Consider the following 20,169-nt stretch of genomic DNA (forward strand, 5'->3'; position numbering starts at 1 on the left):
GAAAATGCCCGCCGGGGCCGCGCGCCCGCTTTACGCCGCATCGGGTGGCCGCGCATCATCGCCCCAAACGAAAAGACCGCGGCAGGTAGATGACATGAGCGAGATCGCGTTTCACCTGAACGGAACGCCGGTTCGCATTTCGGGCGAACACCCGACGCGAACCCTGCTCGACTGGCTGCGAGAGACGCGCGGTCTGACCGGCACGAAGGAAGGCTGCAACGAAGGCGACTGCGGGGCCTGCACGGTGATGGTGACGGATGAGGCTGGACCAAAGGCGCTGAACGCCTGCATCCTCTTTCTGCCGCAACTCCACGGCAAGGCCGTCCGCACGGTCGAGGGGCTGACCGGCCCCAAAGGTCAGGCCCACCCGGTGCAAGAGGCGATGGTCGCCCATCACGGCACGCAATGCGGCTTTTGCACCCCTGGTTTCGTCATGTCGATGGCCGCCGCCCATGCCACTGGCCGCAAAGATCACGACGATGTGCTTGCGGGCAACCTCTGCCGCTGCACCGGCTATGCCCCGATCATCCGCGCAGCTGAAGCCGCCGAAAGCGCGCCCGTACCGGACTGGATCGTCGATGACCCCATTCCCCTTCTCGAAATATCCTCGGGGGGTGAGGCCGGAGGCCGAGGGGGGCAGACAGCCCCCCTGCGACCGCAGTCGTCCGACGAGTTGGCCGCAGCCTACCTCGCCACCCCCGACGCCACCCTGATCGCCGGGGCCACCGATGTCGGCCTGTGGGTTACCAAACAACTGCGAGACCTCGCACCAGTCATCTTCCTGAACGCCATCGCCGACCTGCAACAGATCGAAACCACCCCCGACAGCATCCGCATCGGCGCGGGTGTCACCATCGAAACCCTGCGCAATGCGATGAGGGTCGCTCACCCCGCTCTCGCCGAAATGCTCCGCCGTTTCGCAAGCGTTCAGGTTCGGAACGCCGCCACCATCGGCGGCAATATTGCCAACGGCAGCCCCATCGGCGACGGCCCGCCCGCGCTGATCGCGCTTGGCGGTACGCTGCATCTGCGCCGGGGCGACACCCGCCGCGACCTTGCCTTGGAGGACTTCTTCCTCGACTACCGCAAGCAAGACCGTCAGCCGGGCGAATTCGTTGAGGCTGTGACGATCCCCGCCACCGCCCCCGGTCTTCGCATCTACAAGCTGTCAAAACGCTTTGATCAGGATATTTCGGCGGTCTGCGGCGCTTTCAACCTGACGGTTGAAGGCGGCACGATCACCGCCGCCCGCATCGCCTTTGGCGGCATGGCGGGCATACCAAAGCGCGCCACCGCCACCGAAGCCGTCCTTCTGGGCCGCCCCTTCACCGAACCCACCATCCGCGCCGCCATGGCCGCGATGACGCAGGACTTCCAACCCCTGAGTGACATGCGCGCCAGCGCCGCCTACCGGATGCAAACTGCGCAGAACATGGCTTTGCGCTATTTCCACGACCTGAACGGCACCCCCGTGAACGTACTGGAGGTCGCGCCATGAGCATCGGCAAACCCCTTCCCCACGACTCCGCGCCCATCCAGGTAACCGGACAGGCCCGCTATACCGACGATATCCCCCTGCCCGCAGGCACCCTGCACCTTGCCTTCGGCCTGTCGCCCATCGCGCATGGCACGATCACCGCGCTGGACCTTTCGGCTGTCCGCGCCGCGCCGGGTGTGGTGATGGTGCTGACGGCGCAGGATTTTGACGAGGTTCCCGACTGCTCGCCCTCCACCCACGACGAACCCCTGCTTTCGACGGGCGAGGTTCATTTCGTGGGCCAACCCATCTTCCTTGTCGCTGCCGAAACTCACCTTGCCGCCCGCAAGGCGGCGCGTCTGGCCAGAATGGAATTCGCCGACCTGCCCGCCCTGCTGACGGTCGAAGACGCCCTTTCCGCCAATTCGCGCTTTGAACAAGGCCCGATCATCTGGACCAAGGGCGATGCGGCCCAAGCCATCACCAACGCCCCGCATATGGTGGAAGGCGAATTCGAGGTCGGCGGGCAGGAACACTTCTACCTTGAAGGCCAGGTCGCCGCCGCCTTGCCGCAAGATGACGGGATGCACGTCTATTCCTCAACCCAGCACCCCACCGAGATCCAGCACAAGGTCGCCCACGCCCTTCACCTGCCGATGAGCGCGGTTCGCGTCGAGGTGCGGCGCATGGGCGGCGGCTTTGGCGGCAAGGAAAGCCAAGGCAACGCGCTGGCCATCGCCTGCGCCGTCGTGGCCGCCCGCACGGGCCGCCCAGCCAAGATGCGCTATGACCGCGACGATGACATGGTGATCACCGGCAAGCGGCATGACCTGAAAATCCGCTACCGCGCCGGGCATGACGCCCAAGGGCGGATTCTGGGGGTAGAGTTCACCCACTTGATGCGCTGCGGCTGGTCGCAGGATCTGTCACTGGCCGTCGCCGATCGCGCGATGCTTACGGCCGACAACTGCTATCACCTGCCCGACATCCGCATCGAAAGCCACCGGCTGAAAACCAACACCTGCTCGGCCACCGCCTATCGCGGCTTTGGCGGGCCACAGGGCATGATCGGCATCGAACGGCTGGTCGATCACATCGCCTTTGCAGTGGGCCGCGAACCTTTGGAGGTGCGCCGCCTCAACTTTTACCGCGCCGCAGAGCCTACTGGCCCCGGCACCGGCCACCGCTATGGCGGCCCCCATTCCCCCGCCAATGCCGCGCCGCAAACCACGCCCTATCACATGCCGGTCGAGGACTTCATCGCGCATGAGTTGGTGGCTGAGTTGGAGAAATCCAGCAACTACACCGCCCGCAAGGCCGAAATCGCCGCCTGGAATGCGAAAAACCCGATCCTGAAACGCGGGATCGCCCTGACCCCGGTCAAATTCGGCATCTCCTTCACGCTCACCTGGCTCAATCAGGCGGGGGCCTTGGTGCATGTCTATCAGGATGGCTCGATCATCCTGAACCACGGCGGCACCGAAATGGGTCAGGGCCTGAACCAAAAGGTCGCGCAGGTCGTGGCCGATGTGTTCGGGGTCGATACCTCGGTGGTAAAGATCACCGCCACCGACACCGCCAAAGTGCCTAACACCTCGGCCACTGCGGCCAGTTCCGGGTCCGACCTGAACGGCATGGCCGCCCGCAATGCCGCCAAAACCATCAGGGCCCGCATGGCTGATTTTCTCGCCGACCGTCACCAGACCACCGCAGACAAGGTGCGCTTTGAGGGGGGCGAGGCCCATGTCGCGGGCGAAAGCTACCCCTTCGCCAAACTCGCCTCGCTTGCCTATCAGGCGCGCGTTTCCCTGTCTTCAACCGGGTTTTACGCCACGCCGAAAATCAACTGGGACCGCATCAACGGCAAAGGCCGCCCGTTCTTCTACTTTGCCTATGGCGCGGCAGTCAGCGAGGTGGTGATTGACACGTTGACGGGGGAAAACCGCATCCTGCGCACCGACATCCTGCACGACACCGGCAACCCGCTGAACCCGGCCATCGACATCGGCCAGATCGAGGGCGCCTATGTGCAAGGCGCCGGCTGGCTGACGACCGAGGAGCTGGTCTGGGACGCCAAGGGCCGCCTGACGACCCACGCGCCTTCCACCTATAAAATCCCCGCCTGCTCTGACCGCCCCCGCATTTTCAACGTCGCCCTGTGGAACCAGCCCAACCGCGAAGACTCGGTAGGCCGGTCAAAGGCGGTGGGCGAACCGCCCTTCATGCTGGGCATCTCGGCCTTCCTCGCCCTCCGCGACGCGATTGCGGCCTGTGGCGATGGTCGCCGCTATCCGGCGCTGAACGCCCCTGCCACGTCGGAACGGGTGCTGATGGCGGTGCGCGAACAGCAGGGGCTGGCATGAGCAGGCTTGCACAATTGCAATCTCTGATTGTTTTTGCAAAACGCGAAGGGCCAAATGTTTGACCTTTCCGAACTTTCCGCCGCAACCAATGCCCACGGCACCGTTGCCCGCGTGGTCATCGCCCATCACGAAGGATCGTCCCCGCGCGAGACCGGCACCGCCATGCTGGTCTGGTCCAATGGCCAACAGGGCACCATCGGTGGCGGCGCGCTGGAATGGCAGGCGGTGCAGACTGCCCGCGTGCTCTTGGCCACCGGAGGCAGCCGCCTTGACCGCCTCTCCCTTGGCCCGAATCTCGGGCAATGCTGCGGCGGCGCTGTCACCCTGCTGACCGAAGTTTACACCCCTGCCACCCTGCCCCGGCCCGAAGCGGGCCTTGTCGGCCGTGCAACCGACGCCTCCCCGATGCCCCTCGCCGTCAAGCGCCTGCTCGACCGCGCCCGCGCCCAAGGCACCCTGCCCGCCCCGCAACTGCTGCAAGGCTGGCTGGTCGAACCCCTCGCCCAGCCCCTGCGCCACCTGTGGGTCTGGGGCGCGGGCCATGTCGGGCGGGCACTGGTTGATGTCATGGCCCCGCTGCCAAACCTTGCAATCACATGGGTCGATGTGGCCCCCGACCGCTTTCCTGAAACCATCCCCCCGACCACCCGCGCGCTGCCCACGCCCGCCCCCGAAGCCGCCGTGACACTGGCCCCGCCCGATGCCGACCACCTGATCCTGACCTTCAGCCACGCACTCGATCTTGACCTCTGCCACCGCCTCCTCGCTCATGGCTTTGCCACTTGCGGCCTGATCGGCAGCGCCACGAAATGGGTGCGCTTTCGCAACCGCCTTGCCGCACTCGGCCATTCCCCAAAGGACATCGCCCGCATCACCTGCCCCATCGGCGACCCGGCCCTTGGCAAACACCCACAAGCCATCGCCATTGGCGTCGCGGCCAGCTTCCTCAACCCGGCCCGACAGGCCTGCACCCTCCCGCGCGCAAGCAAGACCTGACCCCATCATCTGTTCATAAATATCCCACGGGGGTCCGGGGGTGTGAAACCCCCGGCGCCAGCCAACAGCCCAAAGGCCCAGCATGTTCGACCTTATCGTGAAAAACGCGAACCTCCCCGATGGCCGCACCGGCATCGACATCGCGGTGACCAATGGCACCATTGCCGCCGTCGAACCCGGCATCACGGCCGAGGCGCGGGAAACAATCGACGCCACAGGCCGTCTCGTCTCGCCGCCCTTCTGCGACCCGCATTTCCATATGGATGCCACGCTTTCGCTGGGCCTGCCGCGCATGAACCGCTCTGGCACCCTGCTGGAAGGCATCGCGCTTTGGGGCGAACTGCGCCCCATGCTGACGCGAGAGGCGCTGGTCGAACGGGCCTTGCGCTATTGCGATCTGGCGGTGACGCAGGGCCTTTTGAACATCCGCACCCATGTTGATACCTCTGACCCCCGCCTTGTGACGGTCGAGGCGATGCTGGAGGTCAAGGAACGCGTCGCCCCCTATATCACGCTGCAAACAGTCGCCTTCCCGCAAGACGGCTATTTCCGCGCGCCCGAAGGTGTGAAATCGCTGGAACGCGCCTTGGACATGGGTGTCGATATTGTCGGCGGCATCCCCCATTTCGAACGCACGATGGAAGATGGCCGCGCCTCGGTTCAGGCTTTGTGCCGCATCGCTGCCGACCGTGGCCTGCCGGTCGATATGCACTGCGATGAAACCGATGACCCGCTGTCGCGCCATGTGGAGACGCTGGCGGCGGAAACCATCCGCCACGGACTGCAAGGCCGGGTCGCCGGGTCGCATCTGACCTCGATGCATTCGATGGACAATTACTATGTCTCGAAACTCATCCCCCTGATGGCCGAGGCGCGGATGAATGTGATCCCCAACCCCTTGATCAACATCATGTTGCAGGGCCGGCACGATACCTATCCCAAGCGGCGCGGCATGACGCAGGTGAAGGAGTTGATAGCGGCGGGGCTGAACGTCAGCTTCGGCCATGATTGCGTGATGGACCCGTGGTATTCGATGGGCTCGGGCGACATGCTCGAGGTCGGGCATATGGCCATTCATGTCGCGCAAATGGCGGGGCTGGATGAAAAGGCTGCGATCTTCCGCGCCCTGACCGAAAACTCTGCCGTGACCATGGGGCTGGAGGGATACGGCCTTTCCAAGGGTTGCAAGGGCGATCTGGTGGTGCTGCAAGCCCGCGCCCCGGCCGAGGCGCTGCGGCTGAAATCGGTCAAGCTGGCGGTGGTTAAAGGCGGCAAGGTCATCGCCCGCACCCCGGCACGCGAAGGGGCGCTGTTTCTGGACGGGCGGCCAGAGCGGGTAGATCCGGCAACGGGCTTTGCGCCGGAGTATTGACCCCCTCCCCAGCCCTCCCCCTTTTCAGGGAGAGGGGGCGGCAATCCGGACCGCCCTTTGCAATGCCGCGCTTCCCTTCCCCTGTCAGGGGGAGGGAGAGGGAGCTACCCCCAGAACCCCTCATGGACTGCCGCGGCTTCCTTCTCCAGCATCGGGCCGATCACCTCAACCTTGCGCTGACCGGCGGCGAAAACCACCTCGCAGGGCAAATCAAGCGTCGGGTTTTCCGGGTGGTTGCCGGTGATCTTTTTCAGGTCGCGCTCGGTCAGGCCATAGACCACCCGTTTCAGCCCGGTCCAATAGATCGCGCCGGCACACATCGCGCAGGGCTCGGCGCTGGTATAGATGGTGCAGTGCTTCAGCAGATCATGCGACAGGGTGGTCGAGGCACGCGTCATCAGCACGCGCTCGGCATGGCCGGTCATGTCATGGTCGGGCATGAAGGCATTGTGCTGCGTCATCAGCACCGTGCCATCCGGTCCCACCAGAATGCAGGCGAAGGGGTGGTTGCCCGCGTCGCGCGCCTTGCGGCTTTCTTCGATCGACAGGCGCAACAGCGCAACATGGTCCAGCGCGGATTCGGTCATGGGGCTCTCCTTGGGGGCTGTCCCTAGCATATGCCGCACCCTTGCCCCTACACTGCCCCAGTGCAACCCCGATGCACCCCCCGCTTTCGGCGCCCTGATACAGGTTTCCCGCTATGACCGATGGCACGAGGCCCGGATTGCCCGATTTTCAGGCAAGACAGCGCGGAAACAAGGCACCCCGCGCCAGACAAAACGCATCCCGCGCCGCTTTCAGACCATACGGTCAAGAATTGATTTCCTTGCCTCAGATCCAGAATTTCAAATCTATATCATACAGATAACCAAAAAGATCAAAGCTACGCCTGCCGCCAGAAGCAGCCAGATTTACCGCTTATCAACACAGCGCCCAGATGCTTGAATCGCTTGTGGGGGGCCGTGTTTCCGGTCTAGCCTGCTTGGGAAATATGCAGATCGGGTAGGGGACCTGGTAGAAAGATGGGCGGGCGCGGGCTGGAATGGGATGAAATCCCGCTTTTCCGGCCTAGTCCGGCGGCAGAACCGGGATGTTCGGGAAATCTTGAAACTGTTTCATGCGCCCGCAGCGTAGGCAGGCAATCCTCCCCTCGCCCACACTCTGCCCCTGTCCCACCGGCCACCCTGCCCGGCTGAACCACGGAGCGTCGATGGAGCCTTCCTCCCTTCCCCCTCGTCTGGAACTGACCGGCATCACCAAGCGCTTTCCGGGGGGGCTGGCCAATGACCATGTGGGCTTTGCCGTCAGGCCGGGGGAAATTCATGCCCTGTTGGGCGAAAACGGCGCGGGCAAATCCACCTTGGTCAAGATGATCTACGGCATCATGCAGCCCGACGCCGGCGAGATTGCATGGAACGGCCAGCGTGTCACGATCCAGAACCCCAAGGCCGCGCGGCGGTTGGGCATCGGCATGGTGTTTCAGCACTTTTCGCTGTTCGAGGCGATGACCGTGCTGGAAAACATCGCGCTTGGCATGGATGCCAACATTCCCGCCCGCGCGCTGGAGGCGAAGATTTTGCAAGTCATGGGGCAATATGGCCTGAAACTCGACCCGCATCGCATCGTTTCAACGCTCTCGGTAGGCGAGCGGCAGCGGATTGAAATTGTGCGCGCCCTCCTCTTGAACCCCAAACTGCTGATCATGGACGAACCGACCAGCGTGCTTACCCCGCAAGAGGTGGAACAGTTGTTCGTCGTGCTGCGGCAACTGGCGGCGGAAGGGTGTTCGATCCTGTATATCAGCCACAAGCTGCATGAGATCAAAGCCTTGTGCGATACCGCCACCATCCTGCGCGGCGGCAAGTTGGTGGATACCTGCGACCCCAAGGTGGAAACCAGCCGCTCGATGGCCGAAAAGATGATCGGCGGAAGCCTTAAAGACATTCAGCGCAGCGCCGACCGCGGCTTTGGTCCGGCCAAACTGTTGGTCAAGGGGCTGTCGCTGACGCCCCCCGGCGCCTTTGCCGTGGCGCTGCGCGACATCAGCTTTGCGGTCCGCGCGGGCGAGATTTTCGGCATCGCGGGTGTAGCAGGAAACGGGCAGAACTCGCTTCTGCTGGCGCTGTCGGGCGAAGAGGTGGCACCTGATCATGGTGCGGTTGTGGTGAATGGCGATGCGGTGGGCGGGCTGGCCGCCAAAGAGCGGCGGCTGAAGGGCATGGCCAGCGTGCCCGAGGAACGCAATGGCCATGCGGCGGTGCCCACCTTCAGCCTGACCGACAATGCGGTGCTGACGGCGCGCGACCGGCTGGGCATGGTGCGCGCGGGCCTGATCGACGCACGGGCGGCGCGAACCTATGCGGGCGAGGTGATCGAGGCGTTTTCGGTCAAAGCCACCGGGCCGGGGGCAGCGGCGGAAAGCCTGTCTGGCGGGAATTTGCAGAAATACATCATGGGTCGCGAAATCCTGCAAAAACCGCAGGTTCTGGTGGTCAGCCAGCCGACCTGGGGGGTGGATGCGGGCGCAGCTGCGGCGATCCATCAGGCGCTGGTCGATCTTGCTGCCACCGGGTCGGCCATCGTGGTGATCAGTCAGGATCTCGATGAACTTTTGTCGCTGTGCGACACGCTGGCCGTGATCAACGAGGGGCGCTTGTCGGCTCCGATGAAGGTGGCGGATGCCAGGATTGAAGAAATTGGCCTCTTGATGGGCGGCATCCACGGCGAAGGGGGCAGCACCCATGCGGCTTAAGCTGGAAAAGCGGCAAGAGCCGAGCATGGCGATGCTGATCGCGACGCCGATCCTTGCGGTGGTGGCGACCATGTTTATCGGCATGATCGTATTCGATTTTCTGGGGATCGACGGCTTTCGCGCCGTGATCGACATCTTTCTGACGCCGCTGCTCGCCAGCTATAAATGGCAGGATGTGGCGGTAAAGGCTGCCCCCCTGATCATCATCGCGCTGGGGCTGTCTGTGGGCAACCGGGCGCAGGTGTGGAACATCGGTGCCGAGGGGCAGTATATCATCGGCGCGCTGGCGGCGGCGGGGGTGGGCATCGCCTTTGGCCCGGTGGGCGGGTTCTTCGTGATCCTGCTGATGATCATCGCGGGTATGATCGGCGGCAGCGCTTGGGCGGCGGTTCCCGCCGTGCTGCGCACCCGCTTCAACGTGAATGAAATCCTGTCCAGCCTGATGCTGACCTATGTGGCGGCTCAGGTTCTCAGCTATATGGTCGGCGGTCCGTGGAAAGACCCCAACGGCCGTAACTTTCCCGCCACCGCCCCCCTGACCGAAGCGCAATCGCTGCCCATCGTCGTGCCGGGCACCACGATTCACCTTGGCGTGCTGATCGCCCTTATCCTGCCCTTCGTCTTTTGGCTGGTGATGAGCCGGGCGGTCTTTGGCTATCAGGTGCGGGTTGTCGGGTCGTCACCGCAAGCCGCCCGTCATGGCGGGTTCGACAGCCGCCGCACCATCATTTCCACATTGATGATCGGCGGGGCAATGGCCGGGCTGGCGGGCGCGTTGGAGTTTACTGGGGCGCTGAAGGCGATCAACCTGGGCTTCCCGTCGGGCTATGGCTTTAGCGCGATTATCGTCAGTTTCCTTGGCCGCTTGCATCCCATCGGCTGCCTGATTGCGGGCATCGTGCTGGCCGTTACCTATGTCGGCGGGCAGGTGGCGCAGACCACCGTGCATATTCCCAACGCCACGGCGGGGATCTTTCAGGCGATGATGCTGTTCCTGATCCTCGCGTCCGACATCCTGATCCGCTACCGCGTCCGGTTTGTCCCGTCCGCCAAACCCCAAGCCGTTGCGGGAGAGTAAGATGACCGTGGATCTGATCATTGCCGCGCTGATGACCGTCGTGGGCCTGACCACCCCCATCCTGCTGGCCGGATTGGGAGAGTTGGTCACCGAAAAGGCGGGTGTCCTGAACCTTGGGGTCGAAGGGATGATGCTTATGGGTGCCATCAGCGGCTTTGCCGTGACGGTGTTCACCTTCAACCCCTGGCTGGGCGTTCTGGGCGCGGCCTTTGGCGGCGCGGCCAGCTCGATGCTGTTTGCGGTGCTGGTTTTGCAACTCAACTCCAATCAGGTGGCGACCGGGCTGGCGCTGACCATATTCGGCACCGGGCTGTCGTCGCTGATCGGGCTGTCCTTCGTGGGGCGGATCGTGCCGCCCTTCACCTCGCCCTTCCCCGCAGCGCTGTCGCGCCACCCCTATTGGGAAGTGATTTTCGGCTATTCGCCCATCGTCTATTTCGCGGTTCTGATGGTCCCGCTGACGGCGTGGTTCCTGCACCGCACCCGTGCGGGCCTGATCCTGCGCGCGGTGGGGGAAAACGACCATTCGGCCCATTCCATCGGCTATTCGGTGGTGGGCGTGCGTTATGCGGCAATTGCCTTTGGCGGGGCGATGGCGGGCATTGGCGGGGCCTATTTCAGCATGGTCATCACGCCGATGTGGGCCGAGAAAATGACCGCAGGCCGTGGTTGGATCGCGCTGGCGCTGGTGGTCTTTGCCGGTTGGCGCACCGGGCGGCTGCTGGCCGGGGCCTATTTCTTCGGCATCCTTATGGCGTTGGAGCTTTATGCCAAGGCCGCCGGATTTTCCTTCATGCCGTCGCAGTTCTGGGCGGCGATGCCCTATCTGATGACCGTTGTTGCACTGACCATCATCTCGGCCCGTGGCACGCAAGGCGCCAATGCGCCCGCCTGCCTTGGCAAGCCCTTCCTACCCTCAACCTAAAAAACCAACAGGAGAGTAATCATGGCAAATGTTTCCCGCCGCGCGTTGATGAAGGGGGTCGGTGCCGCCGCCACCCTGTCGATGATCGCGCAGATGGCCAAAGCCGAAGGCAAGGTGAAGGTCGGTTTCATCTTCCTTGGCCCCATCGGCGACTATGGCTGGACCTGGGCCCACAACAAGGGCCGCGAGGCGATTGACGCCGCTTTGGGCGACAAGGTCGAAACCGTCTATGTCGAGAATGTCGCCGAAGACGCCTCGGCCATTCCGCTGATCCGCGACCTTGCCAATCAGGGCTGCAAGCTGATCTTCACCTGCTCTTACGGTTACATGGACCAGACCATTCAGGTCGCCTCCGAATTCCCCGATGTGAAGTTCGAACATTGCACCGGGTTCAAGCGGGCGGACAACGTCTCGACCTACAATTCGAAATTCCACGAAGGCCGCGCCGTTCTGGGCACCATCGCAGGCAAGATGTCGAAATCGGGCGTGCTGGGGTATCTCGGCTCCTACAAGGTGCCAGAGGTGGTTCTGGGCGTGAACGCCTTCTGCCTTGCCGCGCAAAAGCAGAACCCCGATGCCAAGGTAAAGCTGGTGATGATCGATTCGTGGTTCGATCCGCCGAAAGAGGCTGCGGCCACTGACACGCTGATCAACTTGGGTTGCGATGTCGTCACCACCCACACCGACAGCCCCGCCGCGCTGCAAATTCTGGAACAAAAAGGGCTTTATGGCTTTGGTCAGGGCGCGGACATGTCGTCTTTTGCACCGAACGCCCATCTGACCGCGATCGAAGACATCTGGGGCCCCTATTACGTTCAGCGCGCGCAAGCCATCGTCGATAGCACTTGGAAGTCGGAAGACACCTGGGATGGCATGAAGGAAGGCACCGTCGTGATCTCGCCCTACAACAAGGCGGTTCCGGCGGATGTAGCGGCGCTGGCCGATGCGGTTCAGGCCGGTTGGAAAGACGGCACCTATGACATCTTCAAAGGTCCGATCTACGATCAGGACGGCAACCTGAAGGTCAAGGAAGGCGAGACGATGACGCTGGCCGATCTGGCCGTGATCGACTGGTTCGTCAAAGGCGTCGAAAGCGCCGCCTGACCCCGGTCTTGCGTGACCGAAAGGGCGGGCCAAGGCCCGCCCTTTTCATTTGGGGTTGCGGCATTTTCACCATATACATTAACATATTTGAATATATACTACTGACGCACACCGGAGGGAGGAACGGGAATGGCGCATGTGGTGGTATTGGGGGCGGGCCTGGGCGGGTCGATCATGGCCTATGAGTTGCGCGACCAGTTGCGCAGCGAAGACAGGATCACGGTGGTGACGAAAGAGCCGAAGTATCACTTCGTGCCGTCAAACCCCTGGATCGCGGTCGGCTGGCGGCAACGAGAGGAGATCACCGTCGACCTGGCCCCGGTGATGGCGAAAAAGGGCATCGACTTCAAAGCCGTGGCCGCCGAGCGGGTCATGCCAGAGGAAAACCGCATCGCGCTGGCCGATGGCACCTCGGTTTCCTATGATTATCTGGTGATCGCCACCGGCCCCGAACTGGCCTTTGACGAGATCGAGGGCTTTGGCCCCCATGGCGGCCACACCCAGTCGGTCTGCCATATCGACCATGCGGAACAGGCACGCGGGGTGTTTGAAAAGCTGTTGAAAAACCCCGGTCCGGTGATCATCGGCGCGGCACAGGGCGCAAGCTGTTTTGGTCCGGCCTATGAATTCCTGTTCATCCTGGAAACCGCGCTGCGGCGTGCCAAGATCCGCGACAAGGTGCCGATGACCTTCGTCACCGCCGAACCCTATGTCGGCCACCTTGGCCTTGATGGTGTGGGCGACACCAAGGGCCTTCTGGAATCCGAAATGCGCGCCAAGCACATCAAATGGATCACCTCGGCCCGTGTGCAAAAGGTGGAAGAGGGCAAGATGTGGGTTGAAGAGGTGGCCGATGACGGCACCGTCAAGGCCACGCGCGAGATGCCCTTTGCCTTTTCGATGATGCTGCCCGCCTTTCGCGGCATTCCGGCGGTGCGCGGCATCGACGGCCTGTCAAACCCGCGCGGCTTTACCATTGTCGACAACCACCAGCAGAACCCGAAGTATCGCAATATCTTTGCCGTCGGGGTCTGCGTGTCGATCCCGCCGATGGCCCCTACCCCGGTGCCCTGCGGCGTGCCCAAGACAGGGTTCATGATCGAATCCATGGTCACGGCCACTGCCCACAACATCGGCAATATCGTGCGCGGCAAGGAACCTGATCGCGTCGGCACCTGGAACGCGATCTGTCTGGCCGACTTCGGCGACGGGGGCGTGGCTTTCGTGGCCCAGCCGCAAATTCCGCCGCGCAACGTCAACTGGTCGTCCAGCGGCAAATGGGTGCATCTGGCCAAGGTCGGGTTTGAGAAATACTTCCTGCGCAAATTGCGCAAGGGCACCTCGGAACCGTTCTACGAGGCCTTCGCGCTGAAAACCCTTGGCATCGACAAGTTGAAAGCCACGACAGAAGGCTAACGGGGCGAAGCCTGCGCGCGACGGGCCTGCGTCGCGCGCAGGCTGGCATCTCGGGGGCAGGCATGACAGTCTGCGCCCGATCCTAGCCTTGCCTGACGGAAAGACCCAATGACCTACGATTTCCTGATCATCGGCGGTGGCATCGCCGGTGTTTCCGCCGCCGCCCGCCTCGCCCCCCTTGGCCGCGTTTTGGTGCTGGAGGGCGAGGCCCATCTGGCCCACCACGCCTCGGGCCGGTCGGCGGCGCTTTATGAGCCGAACTATGGCCTGCGTCCGGTGGTCGAACTGTCGCTGGCCTCGTCCGATCATTTTCACGGCGCGGGTGACCTTCTCAGCCCCCGTGGCCTGATGATCCTTGGCAAACCCGGCGAGGATGCCGCCTTTGCCGCCGACATCGCCGCGATGGACCTGCCCCGCATCGAGATGGATCAGGCCCGCGCCATGGTGCCGATTCTGAACCCAGAAATTGTCACCATGGCCGCCTTTGGCGATCACGCCTGGGACATTGACACCGACCTGCTGATCCAGCGCTTTGCACGCGAGGCAAAGGCGAATGGTGACATTCTGACAAATGCCCGCGTCACCGCCATCCGGCGCGACGGCGGGCTGTGGCATGTCACCTCTGGCGCGGGCGAACATTCTGCGCGGGTGCTTATCAACGCGGCTGGGGCCTGGGTTGACCAGATAGCCACCATGGCCGGGGTAAAACCGCTGGGCTTTACGCCCAACCGCCGGTCAATGGCGCGCATCCCGGCACCGGGCGGCCATGATGTCAGCAAATGGCCGATGATGTTCGGCGTGGGCGAAACCTGGTATGCCAAGCCCGATGCCGGCGCGCTGATCGTCAGCCCGGCCGAGGAAGACCCGCAAGAGCCGCATGACGCCTGGGCCGATGACATGGTTCTGGCCGAAGGCCTTGCGCGGTATGAGGAAATGGTGACCGAACCCGTCACTCGCCTCATCTCCAACTGGGCGGGCCTGCGCACCTTTGCCCCCGACCGCGTGCTGGTGATCGGGCACGATACTGCGGTGCCCGATTTCTTTTGGCTGGCCGGTCAGGGCGGCTACGGCTTTCAAACCTCGCCCGCCGCCAGCCTGCTGGCCGCCGACCTTATCGCGGGCCGCACGCCTGCACTGGCCGCCGATGTCGTGGCCAGCCTGTCGCCCGCGCGCCTCGGCTGACCATCGGCAAGAAACGCCAACCGCCTCTCGGCGCCTGATGACATCGGGCGCCGGTTTTGCGACGATGGCACATGATCCGCATCGCCCCTGCCATCACCGCCCTCGCCCTGATCCTCACCCTGTCCGCCTGCGGCTCCCGCGCGCCGCGGGCCCCTGTGGAGGAGCCGTCCAGAGTTTCCATCACCTCGGCCAATTTCACCGATGCAAGCCCGGTCGAATGGTCGGGCACCGCCCCCACCGATCACCCGGTCCATGGCATCGACCTGTCGGTCTGGAACGGCCAGATCGACTGGCAGCAGGCGCGCGCCAATGGTGTGAACTTTGCCTTTCTTAAGGCGACCGAGGGCGGCGACCGCGTTGACGCCGCCTTTGACGCCAACTGGCGGGCTGCGGCCCAAGCGGGTGTGCAACGCGGGGCCTATCACTTCTTTTACCACTGCCGTGCCGCCTCGGAGCAGGCCGACTGGTATATCCGCCACGTCCCGCGCAGTGCAGGCGCGCTGCCCCCCGTGCTGGATATGGAATGGAACCACCAATCCCCCACCTGCCCCGGCAAGCGCCCCAAGTCCGAGGTGCAGGCCGATGCCCGCACTTTCATTTCAGCCCTGACCCGGCATTACGGCAAGCGCCCGATCCTTTACACCACCGTTGATTTCTATGAGGAAAATCAACTTTGGGAAATCTCGGGTGTCGATTTCTGGCTGCGCTCGGTCAAGGAACACCCGTCCGACCGTTATCCCGGCCAACACTGGACCTTCTGGCAATATTCCGGCACCGGCCTTGTGCCCGGCATTAACGGCAAGGTCGATCTGAACGCCTTTTCCGGCAGCCGCGCCCAATGGCAGGCCTGGCTGGCCCGCGCCACCGGATAAGAAAAGGCGAGCCTGACGGCCCGCCTTCCCCTTCACCAAATATCCTCTGGGGGTCCGGGGGGCGAAGCGCCCCCGGCCTTGGCAGGTCAGCCATCCACCCGGATCTTGACGTTCTTGGGGTCGAAGGGGCTGTCCTCAACCACCTCGGCATCCCATTCCTTCAGCAGCATCTTGACCTTCAGCTTGGTGCCCACCTCGGCCAGTTCCGGCGAGACATAGCCCATGCCGATCTGCTTGCCAAAGGCCACCGAATAGCCGCCCGAGGTCAGACGGCCAACCTTGACGCCATCCTTCAGCAGAGCCTCTTTGCCCCACGGGTCGGTATCATCCGGCCCGTCGATCAGCACGGTCACGCATTTGGAACGAATGCCGGTGGCCAGCATCGCCTCTTTGCCCTGAAAATCCTTGTTCAGGTCAACGAAACGGTCCAGCGCGGCCTCCAGCGGCGTAGCATCGCGACCCAACTCGTTGCCAAAGGCGCGGTAGCTTTTTTCCTGACGCAGCCAGTTCTGCGCACGGGCACCAACCAGCTTCATCCCGTGCTTTTCGCCCGCTTTCAGAAGCTGTTCCCAGAGGTTGCGCTGCATCTCGATCGGGTGGTGCAGTTCCCAGCCCAACTCGCCGGTATAGGCCACGCGGATCGCGTTGACCGGCACCATGCCCAGTTCGATCCGGCGGGCCGACAGCCAGGGGAAGCGCTTGTTCGACAGCGCGGTTTCCGGCTCGGCGTCGCGGATCAGTTCGGCCAGGATCTTGCGGCTGTTCGGACCGGCGATGGCGAACACGCCCCATTGGGTCGTGACATCGTTGATCTCGATATGGCCGAACTTCGGCGCCATATCCTCGGCGCATTTGCGAAGGTAATCGGCGTCGTAATCGGTCCAGGCCCCGGCGCTGACAAGGTAATAGTCATTCTCGCCATTGCGGACGATGGTGTATTCCGTCCGCGTCGTGCCCGCAGGGGTCAGCGCATAGGTCAGGTTGATGCGGCCCACCTTGGGCAGCGCGTTGCAGGTGAACCAGTCGAGGAACGCCGTCGCCCCCGCCCCGCGCACGGTGTGCTTGGTAAAAGCGGTGGCGTCGATCAGACCGGCGGTCTCGCGGATCGCCTTGGCCTCTTCCACCGCATATTGCCACCAAGCGCCGCGACGGAAGCTGCGGGCGTTATGGTCGAAATCTTCCGGCGCGTCCTTGGGGCCGTAATAGATCGGGCGTTCCCAGCCGTTCACCTGACCGAATTGCGCGCCCAGCGCCTTTTGCTTGTCGTAGACCGGGGCGGTGCGCAGCGGGCGGGCCGCTTCGCGCTCTTCATCCGGGTGGTGCAGGATGAAGACATGCTCATAGCATTCCTCGTTCTTCTTCACCGCATATTCGGTGGTCATCCAGTTGCCGTAACGCTTGGGGTCAAGCGAAGCCATGTCGATCTCGGCCTCGCCTTGCGTCATCAGCTGGGCCAGATAGTAACCCGTGCCACCGGCAGCCGTGATGCCAAAGCTGAAGCCTTCGGCCAGCCACATGTTGCGCAGGCCGGGCGCCGGGCCCACCAGCGGGTTGCCGTCGGGGGTATAGCAGATCGGGCCGTTGAAATCGTCCTTCAGGCCCACGGTTTCCGAGGTCGGAATCCGGTGGATCATGCTCATGTACTCCGCCTCGATCCGCTCCAGATCCAGCGGGAACAGGTCGGCGCGGAACGATTCCGGCACGCCATAGGCGAAACGGGCAGGCGCGTTGCGCTCATACGGGCCAAGGATCCAGCCGCCACGCTCTTCGCGCACATACCATTTGGCATCGGCATCGCGCAGCACCGGGTGTTCGGCGTTGCCCGCCTTGCGCCAGGCCACCAGCGCGGGGTCCGGCTCGGTCACGATATACTGGTGTTCCACCGGAATGGCGGGGGTGCGGATGCCCAACAGCTTGGCGGTGCGCTGCGCGTGGTTGCCGGTCGCGGTCACCACATGCTCGGCATGGATTTCGTATTTCTCGTCCGTCGGAACAAGGTTGCCGCCGACATCGGCCATGCGGGTGACCGAAACGATCCACTCGCTGCCGGTCCAACGATAGGCATCGACCTGAATCTTGCGCTCGATCGTGGCACCCAGCTGGCGGGCGCCCTTGGCCATGGCCTGCGTCACGTCGGCGGGGTTGATGTAACCGTCCTGCGGGTGGAACAGCGCACCCTTCAGGTCTTCGGTCCGCACCAACGGCCAGCGTTCCTTGATCTGCGCGGGCGTCAGGAATTCGTGATAGACCCCGGCCGTTTCGGCGACCGAGGAATAGAGCATGAATTCGTCCATCCGGGCATCGGTCTGCGCCATGCGCAGGTTGCCGCAGATGGAAAAGCCCGCGTTCAGGCCGGTCTCCGCCTCAAGGCTCTTATAGAATTCCACCGAGTATTTGTGGATGTGGGTTGTCGCATAGCTCATGTTGAACAGCGGCAACAGGCCTGCGGCGTGCCAGGTGGACCCCGCCGTCAGCTCGTCGCGCTCGACTTGCAAGACATCCCAGCCCGCCTTGGCCAGATGATAGGTGATGCCGGTGCCAACGGCACCCCCGCCGACGACCAGGGCTTTGACATGGGTTTTCATGAACGCGACTCCGCGAGAATGGGTTTCATCCATAGATGCCGCATGGCCCGGTTTTTTGCGACGGCGCGCCGACATGTAACAGCGAAAAACGACATGCCTGCCGGAAAGCGGCATCACCGCGGCATCACGGACACTTGACCAGCCACAAGCGCGGGGCGAAAAACACCGAGATGAGCGTTCAAACCGCCCTTGGCCGCCTGCGGGCGGCACTGATGCTCTTGCCCGCACTATTGGCGCTGGCGGTGCTTGCGCTGGTGCCGGTGGGGGTCATGCCCGCACAGGATTCGTCGGGTGGCATCGTTATGGTGATCTGTTCCGGCGATGGCCCGGTCAGCATGACCTTCAACCCCGCCACCGGCGAGGTGACGCCGGCCAAGCCAACCCCGGCCAAGCCCGGCTGTGATTGGACGATGGCGCAGTTCATCAGCGATCTCGGCCAGCCTGTCGCGCTGCCCCTGCCCGCCTTTGGCACCCGGCGCGCCGCGCCGGCGCTGGCCGCTGACCTGTGGCGCCCGGCGCATGATCCGCGCGGCCTTCAGGCCCGCGGCCCCCCTTCTGTGATCTGATTTCCCCAAAATTCCGAAATCAATCTCAGGAGTCCTTCGATGGCATCCGTCGAAACCAATGGGCCAGCCCGTGCCCAAAAGCTGTATTTTGCCGTCTGGCGCTGGCATTTCTATGCCGGGCTTTACGTTATCCCCTTCCTTTTGATGCTGTCGCTTACGGGCGCGCTGATCATCTGGTTCACGGCCGTCGCCCCCGAATACGGAGACCGGCTGCCCGTCGCTGTCAACGGGGTGGCGCTTACCGTCACGCAACAGATTGATGCCGCGCTGACAAACCACCCCGACGGGGCGGCAACCGCCTATATCACCCCAATTGATGCGACCACCCCTGCGCTGGTGCAAATCACCGCGACGACAGGCGCGCGGATGGTGGCGGTTGATCCCTATACCGGCACCGTCCTGTCCGACCGTCCCAAGGCAGGCACCTGGAACGAATGGCTGACCGACCTGCATGGCACCCTGTTTCTGGGGCCGGATGGTGGCCTGGGTGATTTTCTGATCGAGGCGGCGGCAAGCCTTGGCCTGCTGCTGATTGTCACCGGCATTTATCTGGTATGGCCCCGGAACGGCGGCAAGCTTTCGGCCGTATTCATTCCCAACCTTGCCGCCAAGGGCCGCGCCTTCTGGAAATCGCTGCATCAGTCGCTTGGGTCATGGATCGCGATTTTTCTGGTGTTCTTCCTGATCTCGGGCCTGGCTTGGGCGGGGATCTGGGGCGGCAAGTTCGTGCAGGCCTGGAGCAGCTTTCCCGCCGAAAAATGGGGCGCACCCCTGTCAGACAAGACCCATGCCAGCCTGAATGACACCGCGCTGAAAGAGGTGCCATGGGTGCTGGAACTGGCCCCCTTGCCCGAAAGCGGCAGCCAGACCGGCGTACAATTGCTGCCCGAGGGCACGCCCGTGACCTTTGAAACCGCCGTTGCAGGGGCCCGCGCCCTGGGATTCACCGCGCGAGTGCAGGTGGCGGCCCCCGCCGATGACACCGGCGTCTGGACCCTTTCCCGCGATTCCATGAGCTATGACAGCCCCAACCCCACCGCCGACCGCACCGTGCATATCGACCGTTATAGCGGCAAGATTCTGGCCGATGTCCGTTTTGCCGATTACCCTTTGGGTGGCAAGGCGATGGCCGTGGGCATCGCCTTGCACGAAGGGCAGTTGGGTTGGTGGAATGTCGCGCTGAACTGGGCGTTCTGCGCCTCGATCTGGGGCGTCAGCCTGTCGGGTCTGGTGATGTGGTGGAAACGCCGCCCCGATGGCGCACTGCGCCTGGCAGCTCCTCCAGTTCCTGCCGACGTGCCCTTGGCCAAGGGTGTGGTGCTGATTACGCTGGCCCTGTCGCTGGCCTTCCCGGTTCTGGGCCTGACCCTGCTGGCGATTCTGGTGCTGGACGTGGTGCTCCTGTCCCCCATCCCCTTCCTGAAACGCGCGCTGTCATAGCGTATAAGCGCAGGGCTGGTACATTGCCCGCCCCGCCCCCT

At 63.5% G+C, this 20,169-nt stretch carries 15 protein-coding genes; 13 read left to right on the forward strand and 2 right to left on the reverse strand.

What is annotated here, in order from left to right; translation table 11 throughout:
* The first annotated feature begins 94 nt into the window (after positions 1 to 94).
* The 4 genes from xdhA (at position 95) to JI744_RS01030 (ending at position 6,208) form a co-directional block, all read left to right on the forward strand.
* On the forward strand, positions 95 to 1,498 hold the full coding sequence (gene xdhA, locus JI744_RS01015; RefSeq protein ID WP_202657444.1) for a xanthine dehydrogenase small subunit: 1,404 nt from the start codon (positions 95 to 97) through the stop codon (positions 1,496 to 1,498).
* Positions 1,495 to 3,840: a xanthine dehydrogenase molybdopterin binding subunit gene (gene xdhB, locus JI744_RS01020; RefSeq protein ID WP_202657446.1), complete on the forward strand. Its 2,346-nt coding sequence runs from the start codon at positions 1,495 to 1,497 to the stop codon at positions 3,838 to 3,840. The genes xdhA and xdhB overlap by 4 nt, the downstream gene beginning before the upstream one ends.
* 54 nt (positions 3,841 to 3,894) lie before the next feature.
* A complete protein-coding gene (xdhC, locus tag JI744_RS01025; RefSeq protein ID WP_202657448.1) occupies positions 3,895 to 4,836 on the forward strand; it encodes a xanthine dehydrogenase accessory protein XdhC in 942 nt (313 codons plus the stop codon).
* Between the two features lie 82 nt (positions 4,837 to 4,918).
* On the forward strand, positions 4,919 to 6,208 hold the full coding sequence (locus JI744_RS01030) for an amidohydrolase family protein (protein WP_202657450.1): 1,290 nt from the start codon (positions 4,919 to 4,921) through the stop codon (positions 6,206 to 6,208).
* A gap of 104 nt (positions 6,209 to 6,312) precedes the next feature.
* On the opposite strand, the gene JI744_RS01035 is transcribed toward JI744_RS01030, so the two are convergent.
* A complete protein-coding gene (locus JI744_RS01035; RefSeq protein WP_202657452.1) occupies positions 6,313 to 6,795 on the reverse strand; it encodes a nucleoside deaminase in 483 nt (160 codons plus the stop codon).
* A 623-nt stretch (positions 6,796 to 7,418) separates the two neighbouring features.
* Between JI744_RS01035 and JI744_RS01040 the strand changes: the two genes are divergently transcribed.
* The 7 genes from JI744_RS01040 to JI744_RS01070 all read left to right on the forward strand — a co-directional run bounded on the left by JI744_RS01040 (position 7,419) and on the right by JI744_RS01070 (position 15,537).
* The gene (locus JI744_RS01040; RefSeq protein ID WP_202657455.1) at positions 7,419 to 8,960 is read left to right on the forward strand and encodes an ABC transporter ATP-binding protein; all 1,542 of its coding nucleotides are present in this window, start codon (positions 7,419 to 7,421) and stop codon (positions 8,958 to 8,960) included.
* Complete coding sequence (locus JI744_RS01045) at positions 8,950 to 10,038, forward strand: ABC transporter permease (protein WP_202657457.1); 1,089 nt, start codon at positions 8,950 to 8,952, stop codon at positions 10,036 to 10,038. The genes JI744_RS01040 and JI744_RS01045 overlap by 11 nt, the downstream gene beginning before the upstream one ends.
* A gap of 1 nt (position 10,039) precedes the next feature.
* The gene (locus tag JI744_RS01050) at positions 10,040 to 10,963 is read left to right on the forward strand and encodes an ABC transporter permease (RefSeq protein WP_202657459.1); all 924 of its coding nucleotides are present in this window, start codon (positions 10,040 to 10,042) and stop codon (positions 10,961 to 10,963) included.
* A gap of 21 nt (positions 10,964 to 10,984) precedes the next feature.
* Positions 10,985 to 12,067 carry a BMP family ABC transporter substrate-binding protein gene (locus tag JI744_RS01055; protein ID WP_236019190.1) on the forward strand — a complete coding sequence of 361 codons (1,083 nt, stop codon included), beginning with the start codon at positions 10,985 to 10,987 and terminating at the stop codon, positions 12,065 to 12,067.
* A 129-nt stretch (positions 12,068 to 12,196) separates the two neighbouring features.
* Positions 12,197 to 13,483, forward strand: coding sequence for an NAD(P)/FAD-dependent oxidoreductase (locus JI744_RS01060; RefSeq protein ID WP_202657460.1), 1,287 nt, complete (start codon positions 12,197 to 12,199; stop codon positions 13,481 to 13,483).
* Positions 13,484 to 13,591: 108 nt separating this feature from the next.
* A complete protein-coding gene (locus JI744_RS01065) occupies positions 13,592 to 14,665 on the forward strand; it encodes an NAD(P)/FAD-dependent oxidoreductase (protein ID WP_202657462.1) in 1,074 nt (357 codons plus the stop codon).
* A gap of 71 nt (positions 14,666 to 14,736) precedes the next feature.
* Positions 14,737 to 15,537 (forward strand): glycoside hydrolase family 25 protein, encoded by an 801-nt coding sequence (locus JI744_RS01070; RefSeq protein WP_202657463.1) that lies wholly within the window; start codon positions 14,737 to 14,739, stop codon positions 15,535 to 15,537.
* An 86-nt stretch (positions 15,538 to 15,623) separates the two neighbouring features.
* Here JI744_RS01070 and JI744_RS01075 read toward each other — a convergent pair whose 3' ends face one another.
* Positions 15,624 to 18,122 (reverse strand): GcvT family protein, encoded by a 2,499-nt coding sequence (locus tag JI744_RS01075; RefSeq protein WP_202657464.1) that lies wholly within the window; start codon positions 18,120 to 18,122, stop codon positions 15,624 to 15,626.
* Between the two features lie 170 nt (positions 18,123 to 18,292).
* Between JI744_RS01075 and JI744_RS01080 the strand changes: the two genes are divergently transcribed.
* Both JI744_RS01080 and JI744_RS01085 read left to right on the forward strand, forming a co-directional pair.
* Entirely contained in the window at positions 18,293 to 18,688 is a 396-nt protein-coding gene (locus JI744_RS01080; RefSeq protein WP_202657465.1) for a hypothetical protein, read from the forward strand.
* Positions 18,689 to 18,727: 39 nt separating this feature from the next.
* Positions 18,728 to 20,128, forward strand: coding sequence for a PepSY-associated TM helix domain-containing protein (locus JI744_RS01085; RefSeq protein ID WP_202657466.1), 1,401 nt, complete (start codon positions 18,728 to 18,730; stop codon positions 20,126 to 20,128).
* The last annotated feature ends 41 nt before the right edge of the window (positions 20,129 to 20,169 follow it).

Source organism: Fuscibacter oryzae (assembly GCF_016765795.1).
Taxonomy (GTDB): Bacteria; Pseudomonadota; Alphaproteobacteria; order Rhodobacterales; family Rhodobacteraceae; genus Fuscibacter; species Fuscibacter oryzae.